Annotated in this window: 17 protein-coding genes; 6 read left to right on the top strand and 11 right to left on the bottom strand. The window is 62.2% G+C overall.

The window, feature by feature from the left end:
- Positions 1-106: 106 nt before the first annotated feature.
- Positions 107-511 (top strand): RidA family protein, encoded by a 405-nt coding sequence (locus PHO31112_RS11125; protein ID WP_150620555.1) that lies wholly within the window; start codon positions 107-109, stop codon positions 509-511.
- Here PHO31112_RS11125 and PHO31112_RS11120 read toward each other — a convergent pair.
- Genes PHO31112_RS11120 through PHO31112_RS11100 form a run of 5 tightly spaced genes read right to left on the bottom strand, consistent with a single transcriptional unit; the run spans position 471 to position 4,454 of the window.
- Complete coding sequence (locus tag PHO31112_RS11120; RefSeq protein WP_150620554.1) at positions 471-1,226, bottom strand: ABC transporter permease; 756 nt, start codon at positions 1,224-1,226, stop codon at positions 471-473. The two genes, PHO31112_RS11125 and PHO31112_RS11120, sit on opposite strands and share 41 nt — an antisense overlap.
- A gap of 15 nt (positions 1,227-1,241) precedes the next feature.
- The gene (locus tag PHO31112_RS11115) at positions 1,242-2,054 is read right to left on the bottom strand and encodes an ABC transporter permease (RefSeq protein WP_246178033.1); all 813 of its coding nucleotides are present in this window, start codon (positions 2,052-2,054) and stop codon (positions 1,242-1,244) included.
- Positions 2,017-2,934, bottom strand: coding sequence for an ABC transporter ATP-binding protein (locus PHO31112_RS11110; protein ID WP_150620553.1), 918 nt, complete (start codon positions 2,932-2,934; stop codon positions 2,017-2,019). The genes PHO31112_RS11115 and PHO31112_RS11110 overlap by 38 nt, the downstream gene beginning before the upstream one ends.
- The gene (locus PHO31112_RS11105) at positions 2,931-3,920 is read right to left on the bottom strand and encodes an ABC transporter substrate-binding protein (protein WP_150620552.1); all 990 of its coding nucleotides are present in this window, start codon (positions 3,918-3,920) and stop codon (positions 2,931-2,933) included. The genes PHO31112_RS11110 and PHO31112_RS11105 overlap by 4 nt, the downstream gene beginning before the upstream one ends.
- A 27-nt stretch (positions 3,921-3,947) precedes the next feature.
- Positions 3,948-4,454, bottom strand: coding sequence for a Dabb family protein (locus PHO31112_RS11100; RefSeq protein WP_150620551.1), 507 nt, complete (start codon positions 4,452-4,454; stop codon positions 3,948-3,950).
- A 417-nt stretch (positions 4,455-4,871) separates the two neighbouring features.
- On the opposite strand from PHO31112_RS11100, the gene PHO31112_RS11095 reads away from it, so the two are divergent.
- Entirely contained in the window at positions 4,872-5,174 is a 303-nt protein-coding gene (locus tag PHO31112_RS11095; protein WP_343042729.1) for a winged helix-turn-helix transcriptional regulator, read from the top strand.
- Between the two features lie 436 nt (positions 5,175-5,610).
- Here PHO31112_RS11095 and PHO31112_RS11085 read toward each other — a convergent pair whose 3' ends face one another.
- Positions 5,611-6,444 carry an oxidoreductase gene (locus PHO31112_RS11085; protein WP_150620549.1) on the bottom strand — a complete coding sequence of 278 codons (834 nt, stop codon included), beginning with the start codon at positions 6,442-6,444 and terminating at the stop codon, positions 5,611-5,613.
- A 94-nt stretch (positions 6,445-6,538) separates the two neighbouring features.
- Between PHO31112_RS11085 and PHO31112_RS11080 the strand changes: the two genes are divergently transcribed.
- Both PHO31112_RS11080 and PHO31112_RS11075 read left to right on the top strand, forming a co-directional pair.
- Entirely contained in the window at positions 6,539-7,510 is a 972-nt protein-coding gene (locus PHO31112_RS11080; RefSeq protein WP_150620548.1) for an AraC family transcriptional regulator, read from the top strand.
- A 119-nt stretch (positions 7,511-7,629) separates the two neighbouring features.
- Positions 7,630-8,661 (top strand): serine hydrolase domain-containing protein, encoded by a 1,032-nt coding sequence (locus PHO31112_RS11075; RefSeq protein ID WP_150620547.1) that lies wholly within the window; start codon positions 7,630-7,632, stop codon positions 8,659-8,661.
- A 512-nt stretch (positions 8,662-9,173) separates the two neighbouring features.
- Here the strand turns inward: PHO31112_RS11075 and PHO31112_RS11065 are convergent.
- The 4 genes from PHO31112_RS11065 to PHO31112_RS11050 form a co-directional block, all read right to left on the bottom strand.
- Positions 9,174-11,396, bottom strand: a complete 2,223-nt coding sequence (locus tag PHO31112_RS11065) for a copper-transporting P-type ATPase (RefSeq protein WP_150620656.1) — start codon at positions 11,394-11,396, stop codon at positions 9,174-9,176.
- A 321-nt stretch (positions 11,397-11,717) separates the two neighbouring features.
- Entirely contained in the window at positions 11,718-11,909 is a 192-nt protein-coding gene (locus PHO31112_RS28165) for a DUF2933 domain-containing protein (protein WP_425495177.1), read from the bottom strand.
- Positions 11,910-11,985: 76 nt separating this feature from the next.
- The gene (locus tag PHO31112_RS11055; RefSeq protein WP_246178031.1) at positions 11,986-12,363 is read right to left on the bottom strand and encodes a methyltransferase family protein; all 378 of its coding nucleotides are present in this window, start codon (positions 12,361-12,363) and stop codon (positions 11,986-11,988) included.
- Between the two features lie 16 nt (positions 12,364-12,379).
- Entirely contained in the window at positions 12,380-12,874 is a 495-nt protein-coding gene (locus PHO31112_RS11050; protein ID WP_150620545.1) for a hypothetical protein, read from the bottom strand.
- Between the two features lie 356 nt (positions 12,875-13,230).
- Here PHO31112_RS11050 and PHO31112_RS11045 point away from each other — a divergent pair, with 356 nt between their 5' ends.
- Entirely contained in the window at positions 13,231-13,533 is a 303-nt protein-coding gene (locus PHO31112_RS11045) for a DUF5676 family membrane protein (protein ID WP_150620544.1), read from the top strand.
- A gap of 259 nt (positions 13,534-13,792) precedes the next feature.
- On the opposite strand, the gene PHO31112_RS11035 is transcribed toward PHO31112_RS11045, so the two are convergent.
- Positions 13,793-14,647 (bottom strand): DNA-binding transcriptional regulator, encoded by an 855-nt coding sequence (locus tag PHO31112_RS11035; RefSeq protein WP_150620543.1) that lies wholly within the window; start codon positions 14,645-14,647, stop codon positions 13,793-13,795.
- 312 nt (positions 14,648-14,959) lie between these two features.
- Between PHO31112_RS11035 and PHO31112_RS11030 the strand changes: the two genes are divergently transcribed.
- A complete protein-coding gene (locus tag PHO31112_RS11030; RefSeq protein ID WP_150620542.1) occupies positions 14,960-16,807 on the top strand; it encodes a bifunctional 3-(3-hydroxy-phenyl)propionate/3-hydroxycinnamic acid hydroxylase in 1,848 nt (615 codons plus the stop codon).
- The last annotated feature ends 2 nt before the right edge of the window (positions 16,808-16,809 follow it).

The following is a 16,809-nucleotide window of genomic DNA, read 5'->3' as shown; positions in this document are numbered from 1 at the left end:
AATAGTGAGGGGTAGATATGCGTGTTTATTTGCAATGCAGGCATCTTTAGAGTGTTTACGTCGCCAGCACCCTGTCGGCTTGGCGGCTTACTGAGAGGTTTTTGCGATGGAAAAACGAGATGTTGTCTTCCCGGCGGGGCGTCAGGCGCTCTATGAGCGCAATCGCTATTCGCCGGCGATTCGGTCCAACGGATTTCTTTTCGTTTCGGGGCAAGTCGGCAGCCGGGACGATGGTTCGCCTGAGCCGGACCTGAAAGCGCAGGTCCGGCGCGCGTTCGACAATCTGAACGCGATTCTGCGGGCGGCGGGCAGCTCGTTCGACGACGTGATCGACGTCACCGTCTTCATGGTCGATCCGGCCGCGACGTTCGAGAGGATCTGGGAGGTCGTACCGGAGTATTGGGGCGGCGCGCCCCATCCGACGTTGACGGCCGTCGGCGTCACGTGGCTTTACGGCTTCCAGTTCGAGATCAAGGTGATCGCAAGGGCGGGTGAGGCAAACGCCGGCTGAACGTCGATAGCAGTGCATTGCCAAGCAACGCGAAGAGCATGAGAAAGAGTGCGATGGACATGAGCGTGTCGATATTGCCCAGGTTCATCGCGTTGGAAAGCTGATGTCCCAAGCCCTTCTGCGACGCGAACATCTCGCCGATCAATACGCCGAGCAGCGACAGCGAGAATCCCAGCCGGACGCCCGATAGCACCTCGGGCAGCACCGCCGGCAGCACAACGCGCAACGCGATCTGTCGACGGGACAGATGCATCGCTTGCGCCGCACGGAAATAGACAGGCTTGATCTGCAGGACACCATTCATCGTGAAGATCAGAATCGGGATCAAACCGTGCATGACGCCGAAGGCCACCTTGGAGGCGAGCCCCAACCCGAAAATCAACAGGACCAACGGATACAGCGTCACCTTGGGCAACGAATACAGATTGACGAGAATCGGCTCGGCAACCTTTGCCGCCAGCCGATTCGCACCCAGTGCGAGTCCCAGCGCAATACCCCCGGCAACCGCGATCACCAGCGAGTAGATGAGTGCCCGGCCGGTCTCGGTGACGTCGATCCAGAACGATGCCGTGCCCATCATCTGCCAAAGCCCCTGCACGGTCGTTACGGGAGACCCGAGCGCGGCGCTGTTGAGCAGGTGCACCGTCTGCCAGATCCCGATCAACACCAGCAGGACGGCAAACGTGCCGAGCGGATTGGGTTTCTTCGTTTCCATGAGAGGTGAGCCCGGTCAGCGGCGACTACGCGCCTGAAAGCGCGCATCGACATGGTTCAGTACGCTGTTGACCAGCGTCACCGTGACCAGCACCAGGAGCATCAGCGCGTACATGTCGGCGTTTTCGAAATTGTTGTACGCGTAGCTGATGGCGTAACCGATCCCTGAGCCGGACAGAATGAACTCGGACGCAATGACGCCGATGAACGCATGCGACACCGCGAGCCGCACACCGCTGAAGAGATGCGGCAAGGCGGCAGGCAGTTTGACATGCCACACGGTTTGCCATCGATCCAGGTGCAGCACCCGGGCGGTTTTCGAGAACGCGCGTGGAATCCGGTCGAGTCCGGTCATTGTCGCCGTGATCATCGAGACGATCGCAAGCAGGGTCGCGATGGCGATGATCGGCAGCGCGCCGATACCGAACAACACGATGAAGACGGGGTAGAACGCGAATGTCGGCACGGCGTAGTAGCTGGCAATGAGCGGCTCCAGCGCCCGGCGCACCCCCGGCATGGCGTGTATCGCGAGTCCGGCGGCGAAACCTAGTCCCACGGCGCCCACAGCAGCGATAACGATACTGGCGAAGCTCGTGACGAGATCGCGTGTGAAGCGCCCTTCCCACAAGATTTCGATGGCGTGGACGGCCATCGCACTGGGCGTCATCATGACTGAAGCGGGAATCGTGCCGGCCCGGCAGAGCCCTTCGACGAGCAGCAAGAGGCCGGCGACAATGGCCAGGCGTAGATAGCGTTCGGTGCGAATCGTCACGATGTCTTTCACCGCCTGATCAGCGGCCGCGAACGTGCGGGTAACGCGTGTCGTCACGGTCGGTGGGCCGTTCGTCGGCTTGCATGGCCTTGAGCGACTCGGCACGCAACGTTTCCCATAGGCGAGCGGTGATTTCACCGAAGCGGGGTGTGGTAACGCTCTGGCTGTTTCGCTCTCGCTCCCAGCCTGTCTCGACGACGTCGATGAAGCAGCCCGGACGCGACGACATCGCACCCACGCGATCCGACAGTACGGCCGCCTCGTCGAGCGCGTGGGTGATCAGCAACACGGTCGCAGACGTTTCTCGCCAAAGCCGCAGCAACTCGTCGCCCATCAGCAGGCGGGTTTGCTGGTCAAGCGCACCGAACGGCTCATCGAGCAGGATCAGACGCGGCGCAATGACCAATGTGCGTGCAATACACATGCGCTGGCGCATGCCCCCAGAGAGTTGCGCCGGATGCGCGTTGGCAAAATCGCGCAGCCCCATGAAGCCGAGTGCATAGCCGACACGACGCGCGATTTCTGCGCCGTCGACGCCCGCCATCCGAAGACCGAAGCCGATATTCTCGCGCACGGTGAGCCACGGAAACGAGGCGTCTTCCTGAAAGACCACGCCGACGCCCTCGGGCACGCCGCTAACCGCTTGCCCTTCGAAACTGATGTTCCCCGCAGTTGGTGCGCACAGTCCCGCGATCAGCTCGAGCAACGTCGATTTGCCACAGCCGGACGGGCCGACCACCGAGAAGAATTCACCCTTGAGCAGCGTCAGATCGACGGGCCCGAGCGCCTGCAATCGTGTCTTTCCGGCTGTCTTTTCGTCCGGTGTGTCGAAATCCTTCGTCACGCCTGTGAGCACGACGTGCGGTTCACGACTGGCAGGCGGTGTCTCGGTGCCATCGATCAGGTGCAGATGCGGGCTCGGGCAATGCGAGGTCATAGCTGCCCCTTCGCACGAACGTCAGCCGGCAGGAAACGCGAATCGATCAGCTTTGCCCAGTCGACGTCTTCCTTGAGTTCACCGATGAGTTTGAGTCCGCTCGCGACGCGGTCCAGTTCAGCGCGGTCGAATTGTCCGGGGCTCCACATGTGGGAGCGCACCATGTTGTCGACCGCTTCCGTGGCGACTTCCGGCGAGAGTTTGAACTGTGCGGCAAGCAGTTTGGCCGCCCCGGCCGGATCGGCGTAGGTGGCGTCGACGCCTGCGCGGCGTCCGGCAATGATCGCGCGCAAGGTATCGGGATGCGATTGCACGAACGCACGCGTGGTAATGCCGACCGACGTGGTCATCGGCTTGAGCACGTCGCCGGCACGATAGAGCGTGTGATATCGCGCCTTGCGCAGAATCGACAGCGGTTCGATGGCGACCGCACCGGCGACCGCGCCTTGTTCGAGCATGGTCATGCCGTTGACGTAGCCGCCGGAGGCCACGCGCGTGACCTTCGATGCGTCGATACCCTTCTCGCGCAAGACCATCAGAAAGAGCATTTCCGACACGCTCTTCGGCGAGGTGATGGCAACCTTCTTGCCAACGAGGTCGTCGAGTGTTCGCACGGCGCTGCCGGGCATCGTGACCATCGACGCTTCGGCAACGCTGCGCGTCCCCACGTTCACGATGACGATGTCCAGCCCCTGCCGCGCGGCCGCTAACGCGGCAGAGACGGCAACCTCACCGTAGGGTGTCTTGCTCGCCAGGATGTTGCGCACGGTGGTGCCGCCGCCGCCGGAGCTGAGGATGCCCGTGATGTCGACGCCGGCCTTCTTGAACAGGCCCTTGTCCATGGCCACCGCGTAGGGCAGTCCGTATAGGCTGCTGCCCCATTGGGTGACGGAAATCTCTTCGGCGTGTGCGACCCGCGCCGTCGACAGAAAAAGGGCGCTCGCCAGTGCGAACAAGTGAGCGAGTTGGAACAGCCTAATCATCATCCACTCCGGGGCAGGCAAGCCGGCGCATCACCGCACGCCGGGAAAAAAATCGAAAACGAGTGCGCCCTGTGGCGCAAGCGCCGGGCCAATCTCCGCCTTGAAAGCGTGATGGACGGGGTCAAAGCAGGCGGCGTCGCGCACGATCGGCTCGCCGACATAGAAGTTGCGATCCCCTTCGGATTCGAACGTCATGAGAAACGCATGTTCGAAACCGAGCCCGTTGCCTTCTCCGCTCTCCTGCCGGCCATGCTCGACGCTGCGAATATACGGACGCCCATCGCGCAGGCAGTCGTCCTTCAAGTGAAGAAAGCGCTCAATCATATGCTCCCGCGCAGCGATTGACACGTCGTTCGCAAAACGCAGCAACACAATGTGCCGTATGGGCGTCGCACCGTAGTCTCTCGCGGTAAAGGCGCGTTCGCCGATTTGTGCGCAACGATGCGCAAGGCGCTCGCTGGCGGGCGGCGAACTGCATTCGACTGGTGAGGCGGTTTTGTCGGCGGTTTGGCTGGCAGTGAGCGGGGTGGCGTTCATCGTTGAACCTCGTTGGTGGGGAGAGGGCGCACGGTATCGAACGGGACGCCGTCGATGGTGGGCTGAAGTGCCGCCGTTGGGCGTCGATGAGTGATGCGCATGAATTTCGTTGTTTCAGAACGAAGTGGCATAAGGGCTGGCGAGACGCCGCCGGGAAGTTTTCGCCGTCGTTTCGAGGCTCACATGATGAGGCATTTTGCATTGTCTCGTCGGTGCGCGCTTGCAGGCTTCGCCTTCAGCGCAGGGCGCTCATCACACCGGCCGGCAACCCTTTGCTGGAAATCACACAGGTGATGATATGAAAGCGCACATGACTCGCAACGATTGACAGCTTAGGCAAGGCGCTTTACTTTGTAAAGCATGACGACGCCAAAAATCGGAAAATCCGTACGCGGATCGAAGACCGGACGACCCATCATGGTCGTGCTGGATTTGCTTGGGCGGCGCACGGCGTTGCGGATCCTGTGGGAGTTGCGCGGTGGGCCGATGACGTTTCGCGCGCTGCAAGAGGCATGCGAGACGAATGCGCGCTTGCTCAATACACGACTGACGGAGCTAAAGGCGTCGAGGCTGGTCGAGCATGGCGAAGGCGGCTATCGTCTGAGCGCCGAGGGCAAACGGCTGAGAACCGCGTTGCAGCCGCTACAGGGATGGGCTAAGCAGTGGGCCGCGCGAGACCAGGCCGGATTCGATGCGGCCGATCACGAGAAGCCCGACTGAGCCGCGTTGCAATACCACGACACGACGATTACACGACGTAGGCGGACTCAACCGGTTCAGGCCATTTCGATTCGCATTGCGTGTCGAGTGTTCAACCCTTCGAGAGGGAGTATCCCGTAACCATGACGAATAAACGTTGTTCCGGACTTGAAGTGAGACGACTATCGCCGGCGGAATGGGGGCAGGCACATCCTGTCGTCGCTCAACTTCGCGCGCTTGACGAGCCCGAGTTCCTGAGCAGAGCGCGTCGGCAATCGTATTCAGGCTACGAGCTGGTTGCCGCATTTCACGAAGGAAAGATTGTTGGCGTCATGGGCATGCGACCTGTTCACACCCGTCGATGAAAAAGGTCTTGGTGCCTTGACGGGATCGGACCGGCTTGCGCCAGAAGAGGGCGGCGCTAAACCGGTCGCAGTCAATGCCCGACGTCGACCGCTTAACCGTCCGTTGACACCGTAAGCGGCTCCCATGCGCGGAGTTCGTCGTCCATGACCGACAACTTTCCCCGCACGAGTCTGAGCGCGTCGCTGCCCAACAGAAGATGCGCAGGGGGATGATCGGCGGCAATCACGGCAAGCATCGCCCGTGCTGCCTTCACCGGATCTCCCTGTTGTTTGCCGTGCTTCTCCTCGCGGGCCGTACGCACGGGGTCGAATATCGCGTCGTAATCGGGGATCGAACGGGGCGTTCGCGTCATTGAACGTCCAGCCCAGTCCGTGCGGAACGATCCGGGGGCCACGGCCGTCACGGCGATGCCCAGGGGTTTGACCTCTTTGCCAACGCTTTCCGAAATCCCTTCGAGCGCGAATTTGCTCGCGCAGTAATACGCGATGCCCGGCATCGTGATGTGGCCCCCCATCGACGTGATGTTCAGGATGTGGCCGCGTCGGCGCTGGCGCATGAAGGGCAAAACCGCTTTCATCATGGCGACCGCGCCGAAGACGTTCACGTCGAACTGCCGGCGCATTTCCGACAGCGGCGATTCCTCCAGGATGCCTTCGTGCCCATACCCTGCATTGTTGATCAGAACATCGACGGGGCCCACGCTCGCTTCGATGTCCGATACGACATCGTCGATGACCTCGAAGTCTGTGACGTCGAGTTCGCGTCCAAAGGCAGCCGTCGCCGACAGTGACTCGAAATCATGTTTTGCGTGCGCGGTTCTCACCGTGCCGACCACCTTATGACCCGCGTCCAGTGCCTCTTGAGCGAGTGCGCGACCGAAGCCGCTGCTGACCCCGGTGATGAGCAGAATTTTGCTGGATGCCATGCTTGTCTCTCTCAAACGTTGTGCTGAGATTGCATGCTAGTCTTGTTGCTCTGCATGGTTAAGCCGGATTCTGCTATTTTTATTGCCTAAAACTATGAGTGGAAAGATCACTCCTGCGAGGCGTTCGAGCGAGCCTTCGCAAACGCAAACCCGTACGGTGGCCCTGCTGCGCGCATTGGCTCCGGCGCAAGGGTACAACCTGACGGCGCTGCCGAGCGTTCGTATCCTGCGCTCCGACCGCGCCCTGTCGCGTACCCCGGTTCTCTACGATCCCGGCATTGTGATCGTCTGCCAGGGCCGCAAGCGAGGCTATTTTGGCGATCAGCTTTATCTGTACGACGCACATCACTATCTCGCCGTCTCGGTTCCCGTGCCGTTCAGCATGGAAACCGACGCGACGCCGGAGCGGCCTCTGCTCGCGCTATATATGCACCTCGATTTCTCCGTGGCTGCCGAACTGGCCGCCCAGATCGACCGGGAGGGCGCGACGGATCGCGTGGACAAGCCGCGGAGCATGATGTCGACGCCGATGGACGAAGCGATGCAGACGTCGGTGCTGCGCTTTATCGAAGCCATGTCCCGGCCGCTTGACGCCGCCGTGTTGGGCCCGAGCTTGCTGCGAGAAGTGTATTTTCGGGTGCTGACCGGGGCGCAGGGCGGCGCGATGCGAGAGGCGTTGGCGATGAGAGGGCAGTTCGGCAAAATTGGCAAGTCGCTACGACTCATTCATGCCGGATACGCACAGCCACTCGACGTGACGCAACTCGCCGAGGAGGCGGGTATGAGCGTGCCGAGCTTCCACAGTCATTTCAAGACGATCACGCAGGTGTCGCCCATGCAGTATGTGAAGTCCACGCGTTTGCATCAGGCGCGGCTGTTGATGGTGCGTCAGGGGCTGACTGCCGAGGCCGCAAGCCATGCTGTGGGCTACGTGAGTCCGTCGCAATTCAACAGGGAGTTCAAGCGGCTCTTCGGCGCGACGCCCGCTGCCGAGACACGGCGTATGCGCGATAGCTTCGCCATGCCGGCGGCATTTGACGGTGCGATTTATGTCGCGTCGCATTGATGAACTTCTCTTCGACCAAGCCGATAACATGAGGCGAATTCCAGTTCCCATGGAAGATCGAGCCATGCTTCGCATGCAACGCCACCAAGTGACATGGCGCAGTCTGTAGAATCGCCTTCTTGTCAGCCCTGTTCAGCGTTGCCCGAATGGATATCGTCGACTACCTCGCGCAGGTCACTTCGAACGGACCGATCGCCGGCGTTTCGCTGGCGACGCTGCGTGGCGGCGAGCGGCACGTTGAGCACTACGCCGGTGTGCGAGGTGTCCATGACCCTTTGCCGGTCGACGCGCAGACCGTTTTTGAAGCCGCTTCGCTGACCAAGCCGGTCGTCGCGTTTGTCGCGCTTCAACTCGTCGAAGAAGGGCGGTTGCACCTGCACCAGCCGCTTGTCGAGATCTGCGGCGAATATGTGCCCGACGATCCACGCGCCCGCCGCATCACCGCCTTCCATGTGCTCACGCACACCAGCGGATTGCCGAACATCGTTCGCGCCGACGCGCCGTTGCGCACTTACTTCACGCCTGGCGAGCGTTTCAGCTACGGCAGCAGTGCCTTCGCATGGCTTCAGCGTGCACTGGAATCGGTTGGCGGTGCGCCGCTGGAAACGCTTGTGCAGGCCCGCGTGTTTGTGCCGCTGGGTATGCGCCGGTCCAGTCTTCAGTGGCAGGAGCGCTTCGCAGACAACCATGCGCAAGGACATGAATGGGAGGGCGAGCCGGTACCCAAGCGTCGGCTGACGGCAGCACAGGCATCCTGGTCGATGCTGACGACGGCGCCTGATTACCTAGCATTTGTGCGGGCGGTTCTGGCGGGCGAGGGGTTGTCCGGCACCACCCATGCGGCGTGGTTCTTGCCGCGAATGAACGGGCGACAAGGAGGAGCGGCGGAAGACCTGTACGCTGCGCATCCCATTGATCCGGCGATTGCCTGGGGATTGGGCTGGGGCATCGAGATCGCTCAGGATTGCTGCTTTCATTGGGGTAACAGCCCGGGATTTCGCGCGCTGGTGTTGGCCAATCGGAAGACCAAAGACGCCGTGGTCTGGTTCGCGAACAGCGCGCGAGGTCTGCGTGTCGCGCATGAAGTCGTGCCGCAGACGGTGCCCGGAGATCATCCATGTATCGCGTGGTTGAGTATCGGGCGACTGTGACGACGGCATCCCGTAAGGCCGCCTGCAGGCGACCTTGCGCAGTTTCGCACCATCGACGGCGTGAAGACCGGGCGCCGCCTGCGAGAGTGGATTTACGTGATACGGAGCAATGAACTTCGTAACGAGAAAGTGAGTGTTACGTCGGTAAGATAAAGTCCAGGGCCTGCAGGCCGTTATCTTCGGGCATCCGTCCATCAGGTTGTCGTCCGTAGGGTGGAATGCTCGCTCGGCAAATGCTTAGTCCGGCCTCGCCCCGCCTGCCTGACCGTGGCCGCGCCTACGTCGCTGCACTCCTCCTGCGCGGCGCGAACGTAGAGCCCCAGCGCTACAAACCACCCGATGGGTGGCAGCGCCAGGAACCAACGGAAATCCGACTGCAACGCAAAGTTCACGGCAGGTCCTTTGGCAACAGTGCCGGGCGGACGAAGATGAAGTACAGGCCTAGGCCAATGTGCCACAGACCGCACGAAACAACGAGCCACCCGGCCGGACCGCGACGGACAAGTCTTGCATCAATCCACCTTTACTGCCCGCAAACGCAGCGCGTTCGTGATGACACTCACCGACGAGAGCGCCATTGCCGCTGCGGCGACGACCGGCGACAGCAGCAGGCCGAAGAACGGGTAGAGCACGCCGGCCGCCAGCGGGATGCCGGCAACGTTGTAGGCAAAGGACAGAAACAGGTTCTGGCGGATGTTCCGCATCGTTGTCAGGGAGAGCGTCCTCGCGCGCACAATGCCCATCAGGTCGCCCTTGAGCAACGTGATACCAGCGCTCTCCATCGCGACGTCCGTTCCCGTGCCCATCGCGACGCCCACCGTGGCCTGAGCCAAGGCCGGTGCATCGTTCACCCCGTCGCCGGCCATCGCGACGATTCGGCCCTCGGACTGCAAGCGCTTGACGACGGCCGCCTTGTCTTCGGGGAACACCTCCGCCACCACCTCATCGATGCCGAGCTGACGTCCAACGGCCTCGGCCGTGGTCTTGCCGTCACCCGTCAGCATCACCACGCGGACGCCAGCACTCTGCAGGGCCTTCAGCGCCTGCGGTGTCGTCGCCTTGATGGGGTCGGCAATGGCCACGAATCCAGCCAATTGTCCGCTCACGCCGACGAAGATGACGGTCGCCGCCCGCTGGCGCTGGGCCTCGGCGGATGCCGCGAGGCTTGAAGTTTCGATGCCTTGCTCCGACAGGAATTTGGCGCTGCCCGAGACGACCTCTCGGCCGTCCACTGTGCCGATGACGCCCTTGCCGACGGGCGAATCGAAGTCAGTCACTGGCAATAGAGGAAGCTTGCGCGCCTGGGCGTCCATCACGATGGCCATTGCCAACGGGTGCTCGCTGGCACGCTCTACGCTTGCCAAGTTCTGGAGCACATCGTCCGCGACGAACCCGCCGGCCGGCTCCACGTGAACCACCTTGGGCCGGCCTTCGGTCAAGGTCCCCGTCTTGTCGACCACCAGCGTGTCGACCTTCTCCATCTTCTCCAGCGCTTCGGCGTCGCGAATGAGAACGCCGTGTTGCGCCCCTTTGCCGACGCCGACCATGATGGACATTGGCGTCGCCAGACCGAGCGCACAGGGGCACGCGATGATGAGGACCGCCACCGCAGTAATGAGCGCATAGCTGAACGCTGGTGATGGCCCCCAGACCAGCCAGACTGCGAATGTGAGAAGCGCTACCAGGATGACGACCGGCACGAACCAGCCGGCCACTTGGTCGGCCATGCGCTGAATGGGCGCCCGGCTGCGCTGCGCAGCAGCCACCATGTGTACGATTTGCGACAGCAGCGTGTCGGCGCCGACCTTTTCTGCACGCATGATGAAGCTGCCGGTCTGGTTCAGCGTGCCGGCCGTCACCTTGGCCCCGACCGTCTTGGCGACCGGAATCGGCTCGCCCGTCACCATCGATTCGTCGAGGTTGGTCTTGCCCTCCGTCAGTTCGCCGTCGACCGGCACCTTCTCGCCGGGCCGCACGCGCAGCAAGTTCCCGACGCGGATGGCTTCGACCTCGACGGTTGCGTCGCTGCCGTCGGCATTGACCTTCACGGCCGTCTTGGGGGCGAGTCCAAGCAGGGCTCTGATGGCATCGGAGGTCTTCTCGCGCGCCCTGAGTTCCAGCACCTGCCCCAGAAGTACCAGCGCCGTGATGACGGCTGCGGCTTCGAAGTACACTGCGACGGCGCCGTCTTCGCTCCGCAGCGCCGCAGGAAACAGTCCTGGCGCCAGCGTGCCGACGATGCTGTAGAGCCACGCCGCGCCGGTGCCTAGCGCGATGAGGGTGAACATGTTGAGGCTGCGGTTCCTCACGGAGGCGACTGCGCGAGTGAAGAAGGGCCAGCCTGCCCAAAGGACGACCGGTGTTCCGAGCAGCAATTGGACCCAGTTCGACGTTTGCTGTGCAATGAAGTGGTGGATATTGAAAAGGTGTCCGCCCATCTCGAGCGCGAAGACTGGCAGCGTCAGTGCCGTGCCGATCCAGAATCGGCGCGTCATGTCGCGCAGTTCTGGGCTCTCCCCCGTCACTGCCGTTGCCAGTACCGGCTCCAGCGCCATGCCGCAGATGGGGCAGTTGCCAGGTCCCATCTGCCGCACCTGCGGATGCATCGGGCACGTGTATTCGACCTGGCTTTGGTCGCCCGCGGCCGCCGTCTTCGTCGACGTCGGCGCATGCGCATGGTGCTCGTGATGCCCGTGTTCGTGTCCCGCACCTTGCATCACCGTGCCGTCCGGCATGACATGGGTGCCGTGCGCCGAGTGTTCGAGGTGTGTCGTGGCAATCTTTGCTTTTGGATTGGTGTCAGCCACGGAGGGTAGTTGGGCGTGCTCGTGCCCCGAATGGTCGTGGCGCTCCGAACTCGATGAGGGCATGAGGGACTCCTAGTCTTGTTCGCGGTTTCGCCGTCCCCAACGCATGGGAAGGTCAAGTGCACTCAATTTTAGCGGGTACTGATGACAGAGGCCGCAATCCAGACGCCTAGTCCGGCCAGGCAAGCCCAGCAGGCCCAGCACATCGCCCGCTCCCACCAAAACGGTGGCCTATCTCCACTCTCAAGCCTACTTGTCTTTCTCGCCGGCCTGCTGGTGACTGTCGTACCCGCCGCCATGACTGCCGTGACCGCGATGGTGATGACCGAACAGATGCATCAGGGGGCATGCCAGAAGAATGAGGTACGGAATCGCTTGGCCTACGTGCGTAAGGTGCTCGGTGAGCAGGTAGTAGATGCCGACCGCACCCGCTACGAGCATGAAGATCCCGAGCGGCGAGCGCCAGCGCGATAGAGGGGGGGGGGGTTCTGGTTCATGGTCTGCCCCGGTTTGCAAATCAGTGGTTGTTGACGGGGAGGGCGCCATTCCGGCCGAACTTGGGAATGAGCTGTGGTGTCACGGCAGCATAGTCAAGCCAGGCTTGCCCGAATGCCTGCTTGGATTCGCGTTCCTCCATGATGGACAGGCGCACGTACATTGCGACCATCACCGGAAACATCGCCAGCGTGAGCAGCGTCGGCCACTGCAGCAGGAAGCCGAACACGATGGCGACGAAGCCAATGTATTGCGAATGACGAACCCATCGGTAGGGGCCCGCCGTCGCAATGTGATGACGCCGCTGAGCGTGGTAGAGGAAGTGCCACGACTTCGATAGCAGCGCCAGTCCAGCGCGTGAGCGCCAGAACGATGGCGTCTCGTGATGATCGTGGTCCATGGCATCCGCCCTCGTCTCACTTCGCGGGGGAGGAGGACCGGGTCACTTCGCGATCCATCATCATCTGCATCATCATTTCCATCATGTCCATGCGTTTGTTCATGGCGTCCGGGCCCGTCCCCGTCCCCATTCCGCCACCCGGGCCCATGGTGCCCTTGCCGCCGTGCATCTGGCCCATCATGGACATGCCCTCCTGCATGGTTTTCATGTGCTCGTTCATCAGGGCTTGGCGCTCCTCCGGCGTTCTGGCAGCCATCATCTTGTCGTGCATCTCCTGCATCGACTTCATCATGGCGTCCATCTGAGCCGTGGACGGGGCACTGGCTGCCTTGGAACGCTTCGAAGCGGCCTTCGGGCCAGCCTTCGTCGGTGGCGTTGACGGCGCAGAGGCGGAAACGTCTGCAGGGTGGTGTGCTGCGTGGTCCTGGTCGGCCGCAGCCGTTGGCGCCGTCTGGGCGAGCGCGCTGGCGCTGAGAAGGGCGGCAGTGGCGATTGCAAGAAGGGTACGCATGGTCATTTCCGAAGTGAAATGAGTGATGGAATCGAGCCAGTCAACGCGTTAACTGCAGCAGCCGCAGCACCCACCGCGGCGAGCGGATGGCCCACCTGTCGACGTTGCCTCAGCCGCAACCTGCACCGGGGTGTACCCCGCTTTGGTGACGACGTTCAGTAGTTCATCGGCCGCAGCCCCGGTCGGCTCGATTCGGACAAGGTGTGCCCGTTATTGGTGCAAATCAACTGCAACGCGAACCTATGCAAGTCGAGTATGGTTCTGCAAGGCAGCCGAGGAGTTGATTTAGATCAAGGCGCGCACAGGCAAGGTGACCACTTTGTTGTCATGGCAGTTGAGGATCGAAGGAGACTGCGATGAGCACGCTCGGAATGGCCACCCGGAATCAGAATTCAGCACACCCGGCGTTACACGCGGGCATTTCGCTCGCTGTCACGGTGGCATCGTTCTACGCGCTGTGCACCCTCGTCTGGCTCGCTGCACCCGGACCCTTCCTAGGATTCATGAACAGCTTGTTCCGTGGCATGAACTTCTCGCCGCTCCTGCGGGCAGCATCATTTTCCTGGGGCGGCTTCATAGAGGCGCTGCTGGTCATGTCGGTCTGGGCGTTCTTCGCGGGTACTTTCTTTGGGTGGGTGCGCCAACGCCTTGGCGCCTGAGGAAGCCGATGGCGGCGTGGCCGAGGGCGAAGCGTATGTCGGATCATCGGTCCCTCTTTACCGACATGGAAGTCTTCGACGTCCTAAGCGCCGTACCGGTGCACACAAAGTCCGTCAGGCGCGCAAGACCGTCGACTTCGGCGACGATGTCCGGCTCGTCTTCGGCGCGCTTGCACGCCGATAACAGCAGCGAGCGCAGCATCGTCGATATGACGCAGCGCGAGTAGCGCGCGTGATGCCGGGCAGACCCGCAGGCTGGTCAAGGCGTTCCAATATCGGTCGACGGTGCAGGCGGTGGCATATCCGGTGACGGCGACGGCGAGGATGATGCTTTCGTCGATATCGCCGCCGCGATTTGCGTGGCCGCGTCTTGCAGGGGCGGTACGAAGCGTCGCACGGCCTCTGCGGGACTCACGGCCTGATCGAGATAGATCACGTTCAGACTGGCGAGCACACGACCTTCGGATGGGATAGCGACTGCCACGGCACCGATCTTGCGCTGGTCGTGCCAGTCGCCGTGATTCGAGCCAAAGCCGTTGTCGCGCGTTTGTCGTACGAGGTTGCGGATAAAGGCGTCGTCGCTGGCGAAGCGTTGTTGCAACTCGCCACCGGCGCCTGTGCGCAGCAAGTCGAGAATATCTTCGCGTTCAGTGTCGGGACACATGCCGAAGTATGCGCGTCCGGCGGCGGTGAACAGCATCGGCAGGCGACGGCCGACCATCGCACGGTGAAACGACAGCGGGCTGAAGCGATGTGTTGTCTCGCGAATGATCATGGCGTCGCCATCGGGTGTGGTCAGGTCTGATGGCCATACGACGCGTTGCATTAGCTGCCCCATGATCGGGGGAGCGACGGTGGCGACACGCTCGTCGTCGGTGAAGCCTTCGCTGAGCGAGCGCACGGCGAGCGCCAGCCGAAAGGTGTCGTCCGACGTGCTGCGTCTCACAAACCCATCCTCCAGCAAGGTCTCGAGCAAACGCCGCACGGTCGTGCGATGCAGGCCGGTGGCTTCGCTCAGTTGCGCAGGCGTTGCGCGACCCCGTTCCATGACGTTCATTGCTCTCAACACCAATAGCCCGCGCGACAGTCCTCGCACATTCGAATACTTGTTCATAAAAAAGTCCAATTAAATCAATGTTGTGCATTCTATGCACATTTTAGCGAAATTGTTGAGCGCATTTCGTGACCTGCCTAGACTCCACAGAAAATCAGAGCGCTAACGGAGACACCGTCCCAATCCGTCCGAACGACATTTGCCGAAGGCAAGTCGTTTGACAGCGGATCCCGGCCCGACCCGAGCCAACGAAGCGAAGACAAGCGGACACCACGATCCGCCACCGATTGACCTACAGCAGCACGCCATCAGAACGCGCGAGACAGGCGCGGGGGCGCGCTTGTGCCTAAGAAAAGTAAAGGAGCGAGACACATGACTGCATCCGTCAATGCGTCCAATGCCGTGGCCGACATCACGACCGACGTCGCCATCGTTGGGGCCGGCCCCGTCGGGCTGATGATCGCCAACATCCTCGGCCTGCAAGGCGTGCGCGTCACAATCATCGAGAAGCTCGATCAGCTCATTGACTATCCGCGTGCTATCGGTCTCGACGACGAAGCGCTGCGCGTGTTTCAGGCGGTGGGCCTCACCGATGCCTTGCTCCCGCACACCACGCCCGATCACTGGATGCGCTTTCTCACGCGCGATGGCCATTGCTTTGCGTCGATCGAGCCGCGCACCGACGAGTTCGGCTGGTCGCGTCGCAATGCGTTCATCCAGCCGCTGGCCGACCGCGTACTGTTCGACGGCCTAGAGCGCTTCGCGCACGTCCAGGTGCTGTTCGGTCATGGCGTGGAGGCCTGCACACAGGACGAGCGCGGCGTCACGCTGACCACGCGCATCAATGATGGCGAAACGCGCACGGTTCGCGCGGCTTACGTCGTGGGCGCGGACGGCGGTAACAGCCTGATTCGCCGCCTGCTGCAAGTGCCGTTCGAAGGGCGCACCAAGCCGAACCAGTGGATTGTGGTCGACGTGCGTAACGACCCGGTTGGCTCGCCACACGTGTACCTGCATTGCGATCACGAGCGCCCGTATGTATCGGCCGCGCTGCCGCACGGCATTCGTCGTTTCGAATTCATGGTGATGCCGGGTGAGACGGAAGAGGAATTGTCGAAGCCGGAAAATCTGGCGGCGCTGATCCGCAAGGTAGTCGCGTATCCCGACAAGGTCGACTACATCCGCAAACGGGTCTACACGCACAACGCGCGACTGGCCGGAACGTTCCGTGTCGAGCGGGTGCTGCTCGCGGGGGACGCCGCGCACATCATGCCGGTGTGGCAGGGGCAGGGCTACAACAGTGGCATTCGCGATGCCAACAATCTCGGATGGAAGTTGGCGATGGTCGTGAAGGGCCAGTGCCACGGAGCGTTGCTCGATACCTACACGGCCGAGCGTCGTGCGCATGCGCGCGCCATGATCCATCTGTCCGAAGTGGCGGGTGACATCTTCGCACCGACCACGCGCTTCGGCGTGCGCTTTCGCGACGCCTTCGTGCACAGCTTCAATTGGTTTCCGTCCGTCAAACGTTACTTCGTTGAGATGCGCTTCAAGCCGATGCCGCGCTATGAAGAGGGCGTGGTCCTGCTCCCGCCGCCCACGAGCACCGGCGGATGGCTCGCGAGGCTGCTTGAGCGTTCGGGCAATTCTGCGCCGGGCCGCCTGCTCGGCCTGATGAGCCAGAAGCGCGAGTCTTGGCTCGGCCGGTGGGTGTACGGCCGCGATCCATCTGCCAACTCCCCGGCGGGGCGTCTCTTCATTCAGCCGCGAGTGCGAACAATCGACGGGGAAACGAAGCGACTCGACGACGTGATCGGCAATCACTTCGCCGTGATCGGCTGGGGGACCGATCCCACATTCGGTCTGACGCCGGAAGCGCGCGCCGTCGCACAGAAGCTCGGCGTTCGTTTCGTGCTCGCCAAGCCGGACACCCAGCTCGGCTATATGGACGACGTGCCGGAAGGTGTCATCACGATCGGTGATGCGCAGGGTCGTCTCAAGGAATGGTTCGGTGCGCGCGCTCAGTCGGTGGTGTTGATGCGCCCGGACCGGTTCGTTGCGGGGGTATGCGCGCCGCAGGAAGTCTCCGACTCGCTTGTGCAACTCGCCCGCAAGGCGGCGCTCGCCGACGACCCGATCCGTCTCGTGACGAGCGGACTCTCGCCGGTACCCCAGCGCATCCAAAACGACATTGCATTAGCCAAAGTTGCCGGAGCCTGAGC

The organism is Pandoraea horticolens (assembly GCF_902459555.1).
GTDB lineage: Bacteria > Pseudomonadota > Gammaproteobacteria > Burkholderiales > Burkholderiaceae > Pandoraea > Pandoraea horticolens.
The sequence above is the reverse complement of the archived record's forward strand: the minus strand, read 5'-3'. Positions and strand labels throughout refer to the sequence as shown.

Coding starts and splice junctions, on each gene's coding strand:
- PHO31112_RS11110 (WP_150620553.1), bottom strand. CDS start 2,934: ATGACCTCGCATTGCCCGAGCCCGCATCTGCACCTGATCGATGGCACC.
- PHO31112_RS11045 (WP_150620544.1), top strand. CDS start 13,231: ATGAGCACGCTCGGAATGGCCACCCGGAATCAGAATTCAGCACACCCG.
- PHO31112_RS11100 (WP_150620551.1), bottom strand. CDS start 4,454: ATGAACGCCACCCCGCTCACTGCCAGCCAAACCGCCGACAAAACCGCC.
- PHO31112_RS11105 (WP_150620552.1), bottom strand. CDS start 3,920: ATGATGATTAGGCTGTTCCAACTCGCTCACTTGTTCGCACTGGCGAGC.
- PHO31112_RS11080 (WP_150620548.1), top strand. CDS start 6,539: ATGAGTGGAAAGATCACTCCTGCGAGGCGTTCGAGCGAGCCTTCGCAA.
- PHO31112_RS11050 (WP_150620545.1), bottom strand. CDS start 12,874: ATGCGTACCCTTCTTGCAATCGCCACTGCCGCCCTTCTCAGCGCCAGC.
- PHO31112_RS11085 (WP_150620549.1), bottom strand. CDS start 6,444: ATGGCATCCAGCAAAATTCTGCTCATCACCGGGGTCAGCAGCGGCTTC.
- PHO31112_RS28165 (WP_425495177.1), bottom strand. CDS start 11,909: ATGCTCGTAGCGGGTGCGGTCGGCATCTACTACCTGCTCACCGAGCAC.
- PHO31112_RS11030 (WP_150620542.1), top strand. CDS start 14,960: ATGACTGCATCCGTCAATGCGTCCAATGCCGTGGCCGACATCACGACC.
- PHO31112_RS11120 (WP_150620554.1), bottom strand. CDS start 1,226: ATGGAAACGAAGAAACCCAATCCGCTCGGCACGTTTGCCGTCCTGCTG.
- PHO31112_RS11095 (WP_343042729.1), top strand. CDS start 4,872: ATGGTCGTGCTGGATTTGCTTGGGCGGCGCACGGCGTTGCGGATCCTG.
- PHO31112_RS11125 (WP_150620555.1), top strand. CDS start 107: ATGGAAAAACGAGATGTTGTCTTCCCGGCGGGGCGTCAGGCGCTCTAT.
- PHO31112_RS11055 (WP_246178031.1), bottom strand. CDS start 12,363: ATGGACCACGATCATCACGAGACGCCATCGTTCTGGCGCTCACGCGCT.
- PHO31112_RS11065 (WP_150620656.1), bottom strand. CDS start 11,396: ATGCCGGACGGCACGGTGATGCAAGGTGCGGGACACGAACACGGGCAT.
- PHO31112_RS11035 (WP_150620543.1), bottom strand. CDS start 14,647: ATGAACAAGTATTCGAATGTGCGAGGACTGTCGCGCGGGCTATTGGTG.